This window comes from Rhodococcus sp. BP-332 (genome assembly GCF_019836065.1).
In the GTDB taxonomy this organism is placed as follows: domain Bacteria; phylum Actinomycetota; class Actinomycetes; order Mycobacteriales; family Mycobacteriaceae; genus Rhodococcoides.
In genome coordinates this window covers 309,575-325,499 of record NZ_JABUEC010000001.1, presented here as the reverse complement: position 1 = coordinate 325,499, position 15,925 = coordinate 309,575, and the positions used below count along the sequence as shown (strand labels likewise).

Sequence of the window (15,925 nt, the reverse complement as noted above, 5' to 3'; positions counted from 1 at the left end):
GTCGTGATCCCGTCCGGAATCACGACACTGTCGGCGTACTCGCGGGGAGGGTGCGAGGTGAGCCGTCAGGCCAGGTCGAGCCGCACCGTGTTCAGGGTGGTCGCGAGAGCCGGGGCACCGTCCTGCGCGCCACCTTCGACGCCCGCTGCGGCGATCTTGTCGAGAGTCGCGAGGCCGGTCTCGTCGATCGTGCCGAACACCGTGTAGTTCGGGGGCAGCTGCGAATCGCCGAACACGAGGAAGAACTGGCTGCCGTTGGTGTCGGCGCCGGCGTTCGCCATCGCGATGGTTCCGCGGGGGTACAGGACGGGCGACTGCAACGCGGCCGGATCGTCGGCGTACTGGTCCGTGGGGAACTCGTTGGCGTACTGGTAGCCCGGGCCGCCCGTTCCGGCGCCGGTCGGGTCACCGCACTGCAGGACCTTCAGGCTGTCGGCCGTGGTCAGACGGTGGCAGGGAGTGGCGTCGTAATAGTTCTGCCCGGCCAGCGAGGCGAAGCTGTTCACGGTGCACGGCGCCTTCGTGGCGTCCAGCGACAGGCCGATCGGGCCCTGCGAGGTGTCCATGCTGACGCTGACGTTGTCGTCCGTGGTGGGCACGTTCTCGGTCTGCGGAGCGTTCGCCGGCTTCGCGGCAGTGCCGCCCGCAGGGTAGGAGCAGCTCACGGTCTCGGGCAGCGGTTCCGAGCGGCCGGCGGGCAGCATGCCCTCCGGGGTCGCGTTCTCGCTGGTGGGGGAGTCGGAGGCCTCGACGGCGGTGTCGTCGTCGCCGCGTGTCACACCGATGGCGACAGCGACGCCGCCGATGACGACGACCAGTCCGATGACGGCGGCGGCGATGGTCGCCTGCTTGCGTCGTCGCGCCCGAGCGGCACGGTTCTCGAGCTGGCGTTCGAGCTTGCGCTTGGCAGCGTCACGTCGTTGTTCGTTCGTCGGCACGGTTGGCGTTCCTCTTCTCGCTGGAGCGGGTGAGCAGCAGAAGTGTGCCAGGCTTCCCTGAGAGGCACCTGACCCGGTGGACGGCCGAGGTGCCTGCCCCACGTTCCGGGGCGCCCGGCCGCACCGCCTACGCTGGTGGCATTCGTCCGATCGCGGATCGCTGCACCGCAAAGCATGAGGAGTCCTTCACTGTGCGTGTCACCGGATTCCCCGCCGGCATGTTCCAGACGAACTGCTACGTCGTCAGTCGGGACGAGGGGACGGACTGCATCGTCGTCGATCCCGGCCAGGACGCCGCGGCGCCGCTCTACTCGTTCCTCGACGACGCGGGCCTGACGCCCATCGCAGTGCTCCTCACGCACGGCCACCTCGATCACATGTGGGACGCGACGCCGGTGTGCGCGCGCTTCGACATTCCCCTGTACGTGCATCCCGAGGACCGCCACATGCTCACCGATCCGGCGTCCGGTATCGGCCCGGTCCTGGCGCCGCTGATCGCGCACTCCACCTTCGAGGAGCCCGCGACGGTGGTGGAACTTTCTCACGGCGACGTTCTCGACGTGGCCGGACTCGGTGTCACCGTCGCGCACACGCCCGGTCACACCCGTGGCTCCGTCGTCTTCCGTCTCGACGGGGGCGAGCAGCAGGTGATCTTCTCGGGGGACACGCTCTTCGCGGGATCGATCGGCCGCTCCGATCTGCCCGGCGGCGATCACGAGCAGTTGCTCGCCTCGATCGCCGAGCACCTGCTGTGCCTCGACGACGAGACCGCCGTGTTGCCCGGACACGGCGAGTCCACCACCATCGGCGCGGAACGCGGCAGCAACCCGTTCCTCGTGGGACTCGGTGGTGTGCGATGACCGGCGACACACAGCGCATCCAGCCGTTCGCCGCCCCCAAGGGCGTCCCGGACTACCTGCCACCCGACTCCGCGACCTTCGTGGCCGTGCGCGACGGTCTCACCGCCGCTGCCCGGGCCGCGGGCTACGGCCACATCGAGCTCCCCATCTTCGAGGACACGGCGCTGTTCGCACGCGGCGTGGGTGAGTCCACCGACGTGGTGAGCAAGGAGATGTACACCTTCGCCGACAAGGGTGACCGCAGTGTCACGCTGCGACCCGAGGGCACCGCCGGCGTGATGCGCGCGGTCATCGAGCACAGTCTCGACCGCGGAGCGCTCCCGGTGAAGGTCAGCTACTCCGGCCCGTTCTTCCGCTACGAGCGCCCCCAGGCCGGTCGGTACCGGCAGCTGCAGCAGGTCGGCGTCGAGGCCATCGGGGTCGACGATCCTGCGCTCGACGCCGAGGTCATCGCCGTGGCCGACAGTGGCTTCCGGAGCGTCGGTCTCACCGGTTTCCGGCTCGAGCTCACCTCGCTCGGCGACGAGACCTGCCGCCCGCAGTACCGGGAGCTGTTGCAGGACTTCCTGTTCGGTCTCGAGCTGGACGAGGACACGCGTCGCCGCGCCGAGATCAATCCGCTCCGCGTCCTGGACGACAAGCGACCGCACGTCCGTGAGATGACGGCCGACGCACCGTTGATGATGGACCACCTGTCGGAGTCGGCTCGCGTCCACTTCGACACCGTGCGTGCCCATCTCGACGCGATGGGCGTGCCGTACGTGGTCAATCCGCGCATGGTGCGCGGTCTCGACTACTACACGAAGACCACCTTCGAGTTCGTCCACGACGGTCTCGGTGCGCAGTCCGGCATCGGCGGCGGTGGACGGTACGACGGCCTCATGGCGCAGCTCGGCGGGCAGCCCCTGTCGGGCATCGGTTTCGGTCTCGGCGTGGACCGCACGGTGCTCGCTCTCGCGGCCGAGGGCGTCGCGCCCGCGTCGACGGCCCGGTGCGAGGTGTACGGCGTGCCCATGGGTCCGGAGGCCAAGCTGCGTCTCGCGGTGATCGCCCGGGAACTTCGGGCCGCCGGCGTCCGCGTGGACCTCTCCTACGGCGACCGCGGAATGAAGGGCGCCATGAAGGGTGCCGACCGTTCCGGTGCCCGCCTCGCGCTGGTGCTCGGTGATCGCGATCTCGAGGCCGGAGAGATCGGCCTCAAGGACCTGGCGACCGGCGAGCAGTCGTCGATCCCGCTGTCCGAGGCCACCGCTCGCGTGCGTGCCACGCTGTCGCCAGTGAGCTGACCATGGCCGACAGAGGGCTGGTGGCGCTCGATCTGGTGCCGCCGGAGCTCATCGTTCCGCGGCTCCGCGTCGCCGGTGCGGTGTTCGCCGTGGTCGGTGCCGTGCTCGGTGTCGTCGCCGGACTGTTGATCTCGCCGTACGTCGGTGTCGCTCTGGGAGCTGCGCTCGTCGCCACGGCAGGGTTCGCCGTCGTGTCGGGCGGCCGAAGACGCGTGTGGATCGATCACGGTGTGGTGAGCCGGCGCGGGTCGTTCCGCGTGCGACGGGTCAACCTGTCGGACGCGACGAAGGTCGAGGTCCTCGTGCGGGTCGCGCGTGTCAGCCAGGTGCTGATCCGTGTCGGCGACTCGTCCGGCGACGTCACGGTCGGCGTGGCGATGTACACGACCGACGGCGGTCGCGAACTGCAGCCGATCGCGCTGCGCGCGGTGGCGGACGGACTGGCCTCGTCCCCGCTCGCGTCGGCTCTGGCGCTGTCGTCGGTACTGGTGACCCAGCTTCGCGCCGAGGCCCGCGAGGCCGGGCTGTCGGAGCGCCCGCTCTATCGGGCGATCGACGTGGTCCGCACGTCCGGGCGAGCCCCGGCGACCGTGCTCACCGACGCCGAGGTCGCGGCTCTCACCGACTGATCGGCCGAGCGGCGTCGAGCAGTGTCGTGGCCGTGTCACGCAGCGACGCCGTCGAGCCCGTCCACCCCAGCACGCGCACCGCGGCGTCGGCGATCGTGTCGGGCGTCGCGAGGGAGTGCTGCGTCGATTCCGCATCGGACCGGGCGCTGATCACCGATTCGACGATGCGGAACGGGAGGTGTGTGAGTTCCTCGGAGACCACCAGCGTGCCGATGTCGACGAGAGCGTCTCGCGACAGCGAGGCGTAGAGCGCCATGAGGTCGGAGCGACGAGTGCGGAACTGTTCGAACCGTGCGCTGCGCAATTCGGGGACGAGGTACAGGGCGCCGAGGTTCCATCGCGAGGTCATGAGCTGGTCCGCGTCGAACCACACCAGGGCATACAGCGCGCTCGGAGCGTCGGCCGCGGCGTCGCGCAGCGCCTGCGCACAGGCCAGGGGTGCGTCGACGGTCCCCACCAGCAGCGCCGCGAGCATGTCGTCCTTGGTGGCGAAGTGGTGGTACAGCGACGCCTGCCGGACCCCGACCGCGTCGGCGATCATGCGGGTGGACGTGCTGGTGACACCCCGCGTCGTGAACAGCTCCGCCGCCGCGTCGAGGATCTCCTCCCGCGCCGTGGCTCCCGGTCGCTTACGGGTGGTGAGCCTGGGACGCCCGGCACCGGTGGTGGTCATCGACTACGTGACCAGGAACGCGTCGACCACGGACTGGGTGCCCTGACGCGAGCCGGAGGTGACGATCACGGCCCTGTTCAGGTAGGCGAGCGTCCGGATCGACGTGGACACCGTGAGGGTGCCGCGGAAGTAGTAGAGCGCGGACTCGACGTCCTCCCCGCGATCGAGGGCCTCGACGACCTCGGCCGATCCGAAACGGACGGAGTTCAGCGTCAACCGCATCACGGCGCCCGGGTCGTCCGACTCGACGTCGGCCAACAGGTCGGTGGAATACGTGGTCGATCCGTCCGCTCGGACGTGGGCGTGCTCGGCACCGACGGCGCGGACGACGGCCTCGACCCCGGGCCCACTCAGCACACCACCCACGACCGGTGCCACGGACTCCGCGCCGACGGGAGTGTCGCCGAGCTGCACCGGATCCGCGGTGCGCAACACGATGCGCAGCAGCGGCTCGAGCGTGGGAGCGGTCGGTTCGATCGACGCGGACGGGTCCGTGGGTTCGGTCACGCGCTCGACCGTATCCGATCCACCTGGTGCCCTCCCGCCGACTTTCCGGCCGGGCTCCGCCCTCCCCGCCTACTTCCCGGCCGGGCTCCGCCCTCCCCGCCTACTTCCCGGCCGGGCTCCGCCCTCCCCGCTCCGACGCCCGGCGCCACGCACTGAACGACCGCACCGACGATCGGGTCGGACGCACCAACCACGGCCACGGGTGCACCTCCACCGGATCGAGGGCGGCCGCGATGCGTGCCCACCCCGGTACCGGGGCGTGGGTCGCGGCGAGGCGCCGTCCGGCGAGCTCCTCGGTGACCCGTCCGCGCCGTACCTCCAGAGGCCGGACGGCGGCGAGCTCGCCGAGTGTCTCGGCGAGGAAGACCAGCCGCTTGCCGGACAATTGCAACCGTCGGAGCAGCGGCTCGTCGAACACGAACACCGCGGGGCGGGCGTCGTCGGCCGCGAGGGCCGGATCCGCGCTGCCGAGCGACTCCGCCGTCAGCCACACCTCGTCGCCGTCCTCACCCACGGTGTCCGCGGGGCCGGCCGGGGTGTCGCCGGTGGCCAGGCTCGGTCCGTCGACCGACGGGCCGAGAGCGGCCGTCGGCCAGTCCTGAATGGGGCACGCTGACGACAGCGCGCACGATCGGCACAGGCTGGGTGCGCGTTTCTCCACCTGCCAACGACTGAACCCGTAGACCTTGCCGCTGCCGGTACCGACGGTCCACTGCCAGCCGAGTCGGTTGGCCGCCCTCGAGCCGTCGAGGAGATGGGTGAACATCTCGTCCTCGCCGTCCCGCCATGTCGCGCCGGCCCGCACGGCCCACTGCGACGCCAGCCACATGCGCGTCTGGTTCACCAGCCACCCGTCCTCGTGCAGTTCGTCGACGACGGACTCCATGCAGCGCATCCGGGCCGGCCACGGATCGTCGGACCAGGTGTCGTGCGCCGAGACGGCCGGACGGGGCTGCTCGCGCGTGAGTGACGCCCCCAGGTGCGAGCCCACCCGTGCGTACAGGTGGCGGGCGTACTCCTGCCACAGCAACTCGTCGCGGTAACGAGACCGGTCCCGGGTCGGCGCGTCCGCCACCGCGTCCCACACCTCGCTCAGCGTGAGCAGGCCGTGCCGGATGTACGGCGACATGCGACTCGCCCCGCGCCGCGACGTCGGTTCCACCGTGCTGCGGGACCGGGCGTAGCCCGTGATGTCCAGGCTCGCGAGAGCGGCGTCGGCTGCCGACTGTCCGCCGCGCAGACCGCCCGCCCGGATCTCCTCGGGCTCTTCGAGGGTGAGGTCACCGAGGTGCTCGGCGACCCAGGCGACGACATCGTCGGACCGGGCGCCGTCCGCAGGTGACGGGGGAGTCGGGAGGAGGGCCATGTCCACTGACACTACCGAAGAGTTGACACCTCGATAGAACGGATGTTCGACTGTCTGCGAATCGACGATCGATCGTGTGTTCGAGGCATCGGTGTGCCGGGGTCGCCGGAGAACAGGAGGGGTCATGCGGTGGGACGGTCAGACACTCGACGCTCCCGACGGGGCGCTTCCCGGCCTCGAGCGCACCGGGCTGGTGCGTGCCGGTCTGGTCCGCACCGTCCGCACGCCCGAGTTCGAGGGCGTCACCTTCCACGAGGTGCTCTGCAAGAGCGCCCTCAACCGGGTGCCCGAGGAATCGGCGCTGCCGTTCCGCTGGACCATCAACCCCGCGCGCGGGTGCTCGCACGCGTGCCGCTACTGCTTCGCCCGGCCGACCCACGAGTACCTCGACCTCGATGCGGGCCGCGACTTCGACTCGCAGATCGTGGTCAAGACCAACATCGTCTCGGTGCTGCGCAAGGAACTCGCCCGCGCCTCGTGGAAACGTGACCCGGTCGCCCTGGGCACCAACACCGACCCGTACCAGCGCGCGGAGGGTCGCTACGAGCTCATGCCGGGCATCATCCGGGCGCTCACCGAGTCCGGCACCTCGTTCTCGATTCTGACAAAGGGCACGCTGCTGCGACGGGATCTGCCGCTGCTGACCCTCGCCGCTCAGCAGGTGAACGTGCAGGTGAGTGTCAGTCTCGCCTTTCACGACGAGGATCTGCAGAAGTCCCTCGAGCCGGGGGCGCCGTCACCGCGCGCTCGCCTCGACATGATCCGGGCCATCACGGACGCGGGTCTGTCGTGCCACGTGCTCATCGCGCCCGTCATCCCGTTCCTGACCGACAGTCCCAAACACCTCGGCGCCCTGATGGCGGCCCTGGAAGAGGCGGGCGCGACCGGTGTGACCGCGCTGCCGATGCATCTGCGGTCCAGCACCAAGGAGTGGTTCATGAGCTGGCTCGCCGAGCATCATCCGGCTCTCGTGCGCCGCTACCGGGTGCTCTACGGACGCGGGGCGTACGTCAGCCCCGAGTACAAGCAGTGGCTCCGCGACAAGGTGGAACCGTTGCGGGAGAAGCACTCTCTGACGGTGCTCGATCCGGCCGGTGCGCGGCGTGTGGCCAGGGCAGCTCCCGCGGAACCCGCTCCGGAACCAGCGATGACTCTGTTCTGAGCCGGTCGGTCAGAAGCCGGGGGTCACGCCGATGTGCTCGAGGTAGCGCCGCGCCGAGCGGACCACCGCGCCGTGAGCGTCCTCCTCGACGACCCGGTCCCACCACGCCCCGACGATGCGCTCGAAGGCCACGTTCTCGAGGAGGGCGACCGTCCGGCGGATCGTGTCGGGATGTTCGGGGATCAGGTTGGGGTAGCTGTACATGAACGAGACCCATCGGCGGTCGGACACCACCTGGACGATGTCCCCGGTGCACAGCGCGCCGCGGCCGTCGGTGCCCGGCCAGTGCAGCACCGAGCCGCCGGCGAAGTGCACCCGGGTGTTGATCAGCGTCCGCCCCGGCAGTATCTCCAGGGAGTCGCCCGACCACGTGCGGATGTTGCCGGCGCGGGGCAGCCACGCACGGTCGGACTCGTGCACGTAGATCGGCACGTCGCCGAAGGCCTCGCTCCACTCGACCATCGCGCTGTAGTAGTGCGGGTGGGACAGAGCGACGGCCGACACGCCGCCCAGTTCGGTGACACGGGCGATCGCGGCGTCGTCGATCGTGGTGATGCTGTCCCACAGCAGGTTTCCGCCGTCGCCGGGGACCAGCAGCGCGCGTTGGCCGATCGCGAAGGTCGGCTCGGTGCCGATGCCCCACAGGCCCGGGTACTCCTCGCGCACCACGGTCCGGTGCGACGCCGACACCTCGGCGACGGTGGTCCACCGCTGGCCGCCGCGTCCGACGTACTGGCGCTCGTCGGTGCAGATCGGGCACTCGTCCGGATCGACGCGGTCGAACTGCACGCCACACGTCTCACAGACCGGCAGCTCCGTGCGGGACGACATCAGCGGACGGACGACGGGTCGTTCAGATCCGACGCGTCGTAGGTGTTGCAGGCGGCGACAGCTCCCGTGCGGTAGCCGGCGTCGAACCACGCCTGTCGCTGGTCGGACGAGCCGTGGGTCCAGCCCTCCGGGTTCACGCGGCCCGTCGAGGCCTGCTGGATCCGGTCGTCGCCGACGGACGACGCGGCCGACAACGCGTCGGACACGTCCTGTTCGGTGAGCGGATCGAGCAGCGGCTCGGAACTGCCGGGTGCGGGAACGTCGTCGGCCTTGTTCGCCCACACGCCGGCGTAGCAGTCGGCCTGGAGCTCGGTGCGCACGGCGCCGGACTCGGGTCCGTTCGGGTCGGCCTGCGCCCGGCCGATGTCGCCCAGCTGGTTCTGGATGTGATGGCCGAACTCGTGGGCCACGACGTACTCCTGCGCGAGCGGGCCGCCGCTGGAACCGAACTGGTCGACGAGCACCTGGAAGAATCCGGTGTCGAAGTACGCGGTGGAGTCGGCGGGGCAGTAGAACGGGCCGACGTCGGACGTCGCGGCGCCGCACCCGGTGGAGACCTGACCGGAGAAGATGTCGACCTCGGGGCGCTCGTACGGCACGCCCGTCTGCGCCGCCAGCTCGGCGTCCCACACCTGATCGAGACTGTTCACGGTGGCCGTGACCCGGCAGTCGACATTCGCGTTGGCGTCGGCCCCGGTGTCGCAGTTCTCGATGGCGCCGCTGCCCGAGTCCTGCGACGTGGCCTCACCGCCGCCGAGCTGCCCGATCACCGACGACGGGTCGCCGCCGAGCAGCAGGGTGATCACCACGATGACGATGCCGCCGAGACCGCCGCCGACGGCGATGCCCTTGCCGCGGCCACCGGAGGACCGTCGAACCCGGGAGGAGTCGATCCTGGCGTCGGGGTCGAACGTCATGAGTCACCACTTTCGTCGGCGTGTGCGGCTCACAGCTTCGCACGTGGCCACCACCGACACAGCGCTGTTTCTCCCGGCGTCGGGGTGGGCTCGAATGGTCCGTAGGATCACCAGCTGTATTCGTCTACTTCTGGAAGGACTCCTGTGCTGCGCACGCACCTCGCCGGTTCGCTTCGAGCCGAGCACGCGGACCGACACGTCACCCTGACCGGTTGGGTCGCTCGACGGCGCGATCACGGCGGAGTCATCTTCATCGACCTGCGTGACGCCTCCGGAGTGGTCCAGGCCGTGTTCCGCGACGGTCCGGCGGCCGAGCAGTCGCACCGCCTGCGGTCGGAGTTCTGCGTCAAGATCACCGGCATCGTCGAGCTCCGCCCCGAGGGCAACCAGAACCACGAGATCCAGACGGGCGCCGTCGAGGTGAACGTGACCGAGCTGGAGGTATTGGGCGAGAGCGCGCCGCTGCCGTTCCAGCTGGACGAGACTCCGGGCGAGGAAGCGCGGCTCAAGTATCGCTACCTGGACCTGCGTCGCGCCGGACCCGGTCATGCGATCCGACTGCGCTCGAAGGTCAACGCGGCGGCACGGTCCGTCCTGGCCCACCACGAATTCGTCGAGGTGGAGACGCCCACGCTGACACGCTCGACCCCCGAGGGTGCCCGCGACTTCCTGGTTCCCGCGCGACTCCAGCCGGGAAGCTTCTACGCACTCCCGCAGAGCCCGCAGCTGTTCAAGCAGTTGCTCATGGTCGGCGGCATCGAGCGGTACTACCAGATCGCCCGCTGCTACCGGGACGAGGACTTCCGCGCCGACCGGCAGCCGGAGTTCACCCAGCTCGACGTCGAGATGAGCTTCGTCACGCAGGACGACGTCATCGTCCTCGCCGAGGAGATCCTCACCTCGCTGTGGAACCTGATCGGCCACGAGATCACCACACCCATCCCGCGCATGACCTACGCGGACGCGATGCGCCGCTTCGGTTCCGACAAGCCCGATCTCCGCTTCGGAGTCGAGCTCGTGGAGTGCACCGAGTACTTCGCCGAGACGCCGTTCCGCGTCTTCCAGGCGCCGTACGTCGGCGCCGTCGTCATGCCCGGCGGTGCGTCGCAGCCGCGTCGGCAGCTCGACGCGTGGCAGGACTGGGCGAAGCAGCGCGGCGCCAAGGGCCTCGCGTACGTCCTGGTCCAGGAGGACGGCACCCTCGGTGGTCCCGTCGCCAAGAACCTGTCGGACGCCGAGCGCGACGGACTCGCCGCCCACGTCGGCGCGAAGCCCGGTGACTGCGTCTTCTTCGCGGCCGGCCCCGCCAAGGCGCAGCGCGCACTGCTCGGTGCCGCCCGCGGTGAGATCGCCCGCAAGCAGGGCCTCATCGACGAGAACGAGTGGGCCTTCGTCTGGATCGTCGACGCGCCGCTGTTCGAGCCGACGTCCGATGCCACCGCCAGCGGCGACGTCGCCGTGGGTTCCGGCTCGTGGACCGCCGTGCACCACGCCTTCACCTCGCCGAAGCCAGAGTCGATGGACACCTTCGACACCGACCCCGGCAACGCCCTGGCTTACGCGTACGACATCGTCTGCAACGGCAACGAGATCGGCGGCGGCTCGATCCGTATCCACCGCAAGGACATCCAGGAGCGCGTCTTCGCGATCATGGGCATCGACGCGGAGCAGGCGCAGGAGAAGTTCGGCTTCCTCCTCGACGCCTTCGCCTTCGGTGCGCCGCCCCACGGCGGTATCGCTTTCGGCTGGGACCGCATCACGGCCCTGCTGGCCGGAGTGGACTCCATCCGTGAGGTCATCGCATTCCCGAAGTCGGGCGGCGGCGTCGATCCGCTGACCGACGCGCCGGCTCCGATCACCCCGGCGCAGCGCAAGGAGTCGGGTATCGACGCGAAGCCGGTTCCTCGTCAGACGCCGGGTGGCGCATCGGGCGAGAAGCCCGCGTCGGAGGGCCCCACGACCTAGGGTCGAGGCGTCGCCGGTCACGCGTCGACGACGCGCGGACGGAGAGTGCATGCAGAACCTCAGGGTGGTCAGTCCGGCGGACCGGACCGACGAGGTGCTCCGGGTGCTCGACGAGACTCCCGGCGTCGCTCACGTCGTCGTTCTGCGCGGTGCCGCCGTGCGCCCGGAGGGCGACGTCGTGGACGCCGTCGTCGTGCGGGAGTGCGCGAATCAGGTTCTCGACGGTCTGCGTTCGCTGCGCCTGACCCACGACGGAGCCATCACCATGCAACCCGTGGAGACGGTGCTGTCGGACGCGGCGCGCACCGCGGAACAGGACGCGCCCGGTGACCCGGACGACTCGATCGTCTGGGACGAACTGGTCGGACGTACGCGGGAGGAATCGTCCCTCACCCTGACGTTCGTCGCCTTCCTGACCATCGCGCTGCTGCTGGCGGCCATCGGCGTCGTGACCGACTCGCCGGTCACCATCGTCGGTGCGATGGTGGTGGGACCCGAGTTCGGTCCGCTGGCAGCGCTGTCGGTCGGCCTCGTGCGTCGTCAGCGATCACTGATCCGTCGATCGTTGCTGGCGCTGCTCGTGGGTTTCCCGACCGCGATGGTCATCACGGCGCTGGGGGCGTTCGGGGCCGAGGCCCTCGGATGGATCCGACCGGAGGCGATGGACGACCTGCAGCAGGTCGACTTCATCTACCAGGTGGGTCCGTTCTCTCTCGTCGTGGCTCTGCTCGCCGGCGCCGCCGGCATGCTCGCGCTCGTGTCGGCGAAATCGGCCGCCCTGGTCGGGGTCTTCATCTCCGTGACCACCGTTCCGGCAGCAGGTTTCGCCGTCGTCGCGGCCACGGTGGGGAGCTGGCGCATCGCCGCTCTGTCCGCAGGACAGCTGGGTATCAACCTCCTCGGCATCGTCGTCGCGGCGACCTTCGTGCTCTCCCTGCACCGGCGATCGGCTCGGGCACAGGCGGACAGGTAGATTTCTCGCGGACGTGCGCCGAGCGCGGTGCCGGTCGTCTGCGGAGGGGGAGTTGCGTGCAGCAGGGTGAGGCCACATCTCCCGTGCTCGCGGCGTACCTCGACGAGATCCGTCCGGACGGCCACGACGACCTCGTGGAGAACGCCGTCGACGGTGGTCCGCGGCTACGAGAGCGCTGGGCGGCCCTCCCCGGCGCCGAGGACGTGACCCCGGCTGATCTCGCCGCCGCACAGTTGCGCGTGGGCCGTCTGGTGGACGACTCCGGCATCACCTACAACGACACGGCGGACGCGTCGTCCGAATCGCCGTCGTCGACGCAGTCCGGTGCGCGGTGGGAGCTCGACGTGGTGCCGACGGTGGTGTCGGCGCCGGACTGGGACCGGCTCGAGGCCGGCATGCTGCAACGCTCGCGCATCCTCGACGCGGTGCTCACCGATCTGTACGGCGAGCGCACCCTGATCCGCCGCGGTCTGCTGCCGCCGGAGATCGTCTTCCGGCATCGCGGCTATCTCCGAGCCGCGCACGGCATCACCATCCCCGGCCCACATCAGCTGTTCTTCCACGCGGCGGACATCGCCCGATGCACCGACGGCGAGTTCCGAGTCCTCTCCGACCGCACTCAGGCACCGTCGGGCGCCGGCTACGCCCTGGCGGACCGGTCGATCGTCGCGCGTGCGGTACCGGCTGTCTTCGGCCGGGTGGCGCCCCGTCCCGCGAGCACCTACGTCGGTGCGATGCGCGTGGCCCTCGTCGAGGTGGCGCCGGCCGCCGCCGAGAACCCGCTCGTGGTGGTGCTCAGTCCCGGTGTCTGGTCGGAGACGGCGTTCGACCAGGCGCATCTCGCCTCGGTGCTCGGATTCCCCTTGGTCGAGTCCGCTGATCTGGTCGTCCGCGACGGCGCCCTGTGGATGCGCTCGCTCGGCACCCTGCGCCGCGTCGACGTCGTGGTGCGCCGTGTCGACGACGACTACGTGGATCCGCTCGATCTGCGCCCCGAGTCACGCCTCGGGGTCGTGGGACTGCTCGAGGTCGCGCGGCGCGGAGCCGTCACCGTGGTCAACACGATCGGCAGCGGCGTCCTCGAGAACGCGGCGCTGTTCGGACGGCTGCCGGAGCTGGGCCGGGCGCTGCTCGGGGAGGAGCCCCTGCTCGACTCGGTCCACGCCTTCTGGGCGGGGGATCCACACGGCCTGTCGCACATCGTCTCTCGTATCGGTTCGCTCGTGGTGTACGCGATCGGTTCGCACGAGAGCGTCGTCGGTCCCGCGCTGTCCATGCGCGAACGGGACGAGCTGGTGCGGCGGATCGGGGCGGACCCGACGGGGTGGGCGGCGCGGGCGATACCGGACCTGGCGACGTCGCCCGTCGGGCCGGTCGGTCATCGCCGGCACGACGCCGCCGTGTTGCCGAGGCCCGTCGGCATCCGACTGTTCGACGTGGCCGGGCACCGGGGCTACACCCCGATGACGGGCGGTCTCGCCCAGGTGTTGGTCACGGATCCGCCGTCGGAGCCCATGGCCACGACCGCTGCCAAGGACGTGTGGGTGCTGGCCCAGCGTCGCGGCCGGTCGGATCAGCCGGACGTGTCGAGCGCCGTCGACGCACCGCGTCCGATGGGTGGACGCCGTCCCCGTGTCATCGACTCGGTGAGTACGCCGCGTGTGCTCGACGACCTGTACTGGATGGGTCGCTACGGCGAGCGTGCCGAGGCGACGGCCCGCCTGCTGGTGGCCGCGAACCAGATGGTCCGCGATCATCGCGGCGAGACGCCGTTCGGGGAGCAGGCGCGGTCCGACACGGACGTCGCCCTCGCCGTGGTGCTCGACGCGGTGACCGCGGTGACCGCGACGGCGCCGGGGTTCCGCGCCGCGACCACGCGGTCGGACCTGCTCGCGGAGTTCCGGTCGCTGACGGTGCGGACGCGGCGCACCGGTTCGCTCGCGCACGCCGTGGCGGCGTTGCAGACGTGTGCCCGCGCGGTGCGGGATCAGCTGGGCGAGGACACCTGGGCGGTGTTCAACCGGCTCGACACCGCGCTCGCCGAGTGTGCGGCGTCGCCGGTGTCCGACGAGGCGGGGCTCTGGTCGACGCAGAGCCGTGTCGTGGGGTCGATGCTCGCCGTCGCCGGTCTGTCGGCCGAGTCGATGGTGCACGATCCGGGCTGGTTCCTCATGGACACGGGCAAGCGCATCGAGCGCGCTCTGCAGATCACCGCCCTGCTCGCCGAGACCGTGGGCACCGCGCGCCCACCGGCCGTCGAGCAGGCCGTGCTCGGGGCGGTGCTGAACGCCGCCGACTCGTCGGTCACCTACCGGCGCCGCTATCGCGGTGCTCCCGAGGTGGGCGCCGTGGCCGAGCTCGTGCTCTTCGACGGCGGCAACCCGCGCTCGGTCATCCACTCGGTGGAACGAGCAGCGGTGAACCTGGCGTCGCTGCCCGGGTCGACGGGGACCTCCCGCACCGATCGGGCGCTCGAGCGCATCGTCGCGACGCTGCGCCGAGTGGACCCGTCCGATCTCGAGGACGTCGACTCCACCGGGACCCGATCGGAGTTCGACGACGTCGTCCGGTCGGTGCACACCGATCTGCTCGACCTCTCCGAGTCGATCACCGCGGCGCACCTGACGCTGCCCGGCGGCACGCAGCCGTTGTGGGGACGCGGCGGCGGACGGGTGTTGTCGTGACCGATCACGAGGGTGCGCGGTGGTACGCCATCACCCACCGCACCGAGTACGTCTATCAGGGCACCGTGTCGTCGTCGTACGGCCGCGGCCACCTCTTCCCGCGCTCGACCTCGGAGCAGCGGTGTCTCGACGCCTCCGTCACCGTGACGCCGACGCCGACCGACCGGTCCACCGGTGTCGACCTCTTCGGGAACGAGGACGTCTACTTCCACGTCACCACCGATCACGACCGGTTGTGCGTGACCGCGCGCGCCCTGGTCGCCGTGGACCCTCCCGACCCCGCTCGCCTCACCACCCGGGCTGCGACGACGGCGTGGGAGAGTGCTCGTCCCACCGGGGTCGACGGGGCCCTGGACGTCGACTTCGTGCTCGATCTCGTGCCACCGGAGATCACCGACGAGGTGCACGAGTACGCCGCGCTCTCGCTGACCGAGGGCCGCCCGTTGGTGGAGGCGGTGTTCGACCTCAACCACCGGATCCACACCGACTTCGCCTACCTGTCGGGGTCGACGACCATCTCGACGACCGTCGCGGACGTCCTCGCCGCCCGGACCGGTGTGTGTCAGGACTTCGCGCGGGTCGCCGTCGCGTGCCTGCGCTCGCACGGCCTCGCCGCGCGCTACGTCTCCGGCTACCTCGCGACTCGACCGCCGCCGGGCAAGGAACGCATGGTGGGTGTGGACGCCACCCACGCCTGGGCGGCGGTGCGGTCACCGGACGGCTCGTGGCTGGCCTTCGACCCGACCAACGACCAGTGGGTGGACGAGCGCTACGTGACGGTGGCGTGGGGCCGTGACTACGACGACGTCCCGCCGCTGCGCGGCATCATCTACACGGAGTCGGCGGGGAGCCGCATCGCCGTGTCGGTCGACGTCGCGCCGATCGTCCGAGCCGTCTGACCTCGGATCTTGCCTCTCGTGGGCACCGCGGTGCCAGCGGCGCCCCCGAGCTGTCGGGAGAGTGCGATAGGGTCGAGAAACCGCACAGCGAGCCCGTTTCATCGACTGTGGAGCGGGGAACCCGATCCTGCTCCGGCAGTACGCACACAGCATCACAGGCGGCCCTCACGGGCCGACGCGAGTACGGAAACGAGGAATGACCTGCCCGTTCACGAACGAGGTGGGTCGGACAATC

General features: G+C 70.4%; 14 protein-coding genes. 8 read left to right on the top strand and 6 right to left on the bottom strand.

Annotated features, from left to right (window positions below; translation table 11 throughout):
• Positions 1-65: 65 nt before the first annotated feature.
• Complete coding sequence (locus HQ314_RS01450) at positions 66-938, bottom strand: peptidylprolyl isomerase (protein ID WP_027505233.1); 873 nt, start codon at positions 936-938, stop codon at positions 66-68.
• A gap of 191 nt (positions 939-1,129) precedes the next feature.
• Here HQ314_RS01450 and HQ314_RS01445 point away from each other — a divergent pair, with 191 nt between their 5' ends.
• Genes HQ314_RS01445 through HQ314_RS01435 form a run of 3 tightly spaced genes read left to right on the top strand, consistent with a single transcriptional unit; the run spans position 1,130 to position 3,713 of the window.
• Complete coding sequence (locus HQ314_RS01445; RefSeq protein ID WP_222649056.1) at positions 1,130-1,798, top strand: MBL fold metallo-hydrolase; 669 nt, start codon at positions 1,130-1,132, stop codon at positions 1,796-1,798.
• A complete protein-coding gene (gene hisS, locus HQ314_RS01440) occupies positions 1,795-3,084 on the top strand; it encodes a histidine--tRNA ligase (RefSeq protein WP_056444766.1) in 1,290 nt (429 codons plus the stop codon). The genes HQ314_RS01445 and hisS overlap by 4 nt, the downstream gene beginning before the upstream one ends.
• 2 nt (positions 3,085-3,086) lie before the next feature.
• Positions 3,087-3,713, top strand: coding sequence for a hypothetical protein (locus HQ314_RS01435; RefSeq protein ID WP_027505236.1), 627 nt, complete (start codon positions 3,087-3,089; stop codon positions 3,711-3,713).
• Here HQ314_RS01435 and HQ314_RS01430 read toward each other — a convergent pair.
• The 3 genes from HQ314_RS01430 to HQ314_RS01420 all read right to left on the bottom strand — a co-directional run bounded on the left by HQ314_RS01430 (position 3,703) and on the right by HQ314_RS01420 (position 6,259).
• The gene (locus tag HQ314_RS01430) at positions 3,703-4,386 is read right to left on the bottom strand and encodes a TetR/AcrR family transcriptional regulator (protein ID WP_027505237.1); all 684 of its coding nucleotides are present in this window, start codon (positions 4,384-4,386) and stop codon (positions 3,703-3,705) included. The genes HQ314_RS01435 and HQ314_RS01430 overlap by 11 nt on opposite strands.
• Before the next feature lie 3 nt (positions 4,387-4,389).
• Positions 4,390-4,893, bottom strand: a complete 504-nt coding sequence (locus tag HQ314_RS01425) for a DUF3237 domain-containing protein (protein WP_056444756.1) — start codon at positions 4,891-4,893, stop codon at positions 4,390-4,392.
• Positions 4,894-4,993: 100 nt separating this feature from the next.
• Positions 4,994-6,259 carry an FAD-binding domain-containing protein gene (locus tag HQ314_RS01420; RefSeq protein ID WP_222649054.1) on the bottom strand — a complete coding sequence of 422 codons (1,266 nt, stop codon included), beginning with the start codon at positions 6,257-6,259 and terminating at the stop codon, positions 4,994-4,996.
• A gap of 124 nt (positions 6,260-6,383) precedes the next feature.
• Between HQ314_RS01420 and HQ314_RS01415 the strand changes: the two genes are divergently transcribed.
• Positions 6,384-7,421 carry an Rv2578c family radical SAM protein gene (locus HQ314_RS01415; RefSeq protein ID WP_222649052.1) on the top strand — a complete coding sequence of 346 codons (1,038 nt, stop codon included), beginning with the start codon at positions 6,384-6,386 and terminating at the stop codon, positions 7,419-7,421.
• Positions 7,422-7,430: 9 nt separating this feature from the next.
• Here the strand turns inward: HQ314_RS01415 and HQ314_RS01410 are convergent, their stop codons facing one another.
• Together HQ314_RS01410 and HQ314_RS01405 are read right to left on the bottom strand one after the other, a co-directional pair.
• The gene (locus tag HQ314_RS01410) at positions 7,431-8,210 is read right to left on the bottom strand and encodes an MBL fold metallo-hydrolase (protein WP_222631021.1); all 780 of its coding nucleotides are present in this window, start codon (positions 8,208-8,210) and stop codon (positions 7,431-7,433) included.
• 41 nt (positions 8,211-8,251) lie between these two features.
• Positions 8,252-9,169, bottom strand: coding sequence for a neutral zinc metallopeptidase (locus HQ314_RS01405; protein WP_056444750.1), 918 nt, complete (start codon positions 9,167-9,169; stop codon positions 8,252-8,254).
• A 144-nt stretch (positions 9,170-9,313) separates the two neighbouring features.
• Here HQ314_RS01405 and aspS point away from each other — a divergent pair, with 144 nt between their 5' ends.
• Genes aspS through HQ314_RS01385 form a run of 4 tightly spaced genes read left to right on the top strand, consistent with a single transcriptional unit; the run spans position 9,314 to position 15,690 of the window.
• Positions 9,314-11,134, top strand: coding sequence for an aspartate--tRNA ligase (gene aspS / locus HQ314_RS01400; protein WP_222631023.1), 1,821 nt, complete (start codon positions 9,314-9,316; stop codon positions 11,132-11,134).
• 49 nt (positions 11,135-11,183) lie between these two features.
• Positions 11,184-12,107 carry a DUF389 domain-containing protein gene (locus HQ314_RS01395; RefSeq protein WP_056444744.1) on the top strand — a complete coding sequence of 308 codons (924 nt, stop codon included), beginning with the start codon at positions 11,184-11,186 and terminating at the stop codon, positions 12,105-12,107.
• Positions 12,108-12,163: 56 nt separating this feature from the next.
• Positions 12,164-14,791, top strand: a complete 2,628-nt coding sequence (locus HQ314_RS01390; RefSeq protein WP_308119185.1) for a circularly permuted type 2 ATP-grasp protein — start codon at positions 12,164-12,166, stop codon at positions 14,789-14,791.
• Positions 14,788-15,690 carry a transglutaminase family protein gene (locus tag HQ314_RS01385; protein WP_222649050.1) on the top strand — a complete coding sequence of 301 codons (903 nt, stop codon included), beginning with the start codon at positions 14,788-14,790 and terminating at the stop codon, positions 15,688-15,690. Before HQ314_RS01390 ends, HQ314_RS01385 begins: the two co-directional genes overlap by 4 nt.
• The last annotated feature ends 235 nt before the right edge of the window (positions 15,691-15,925 follow it).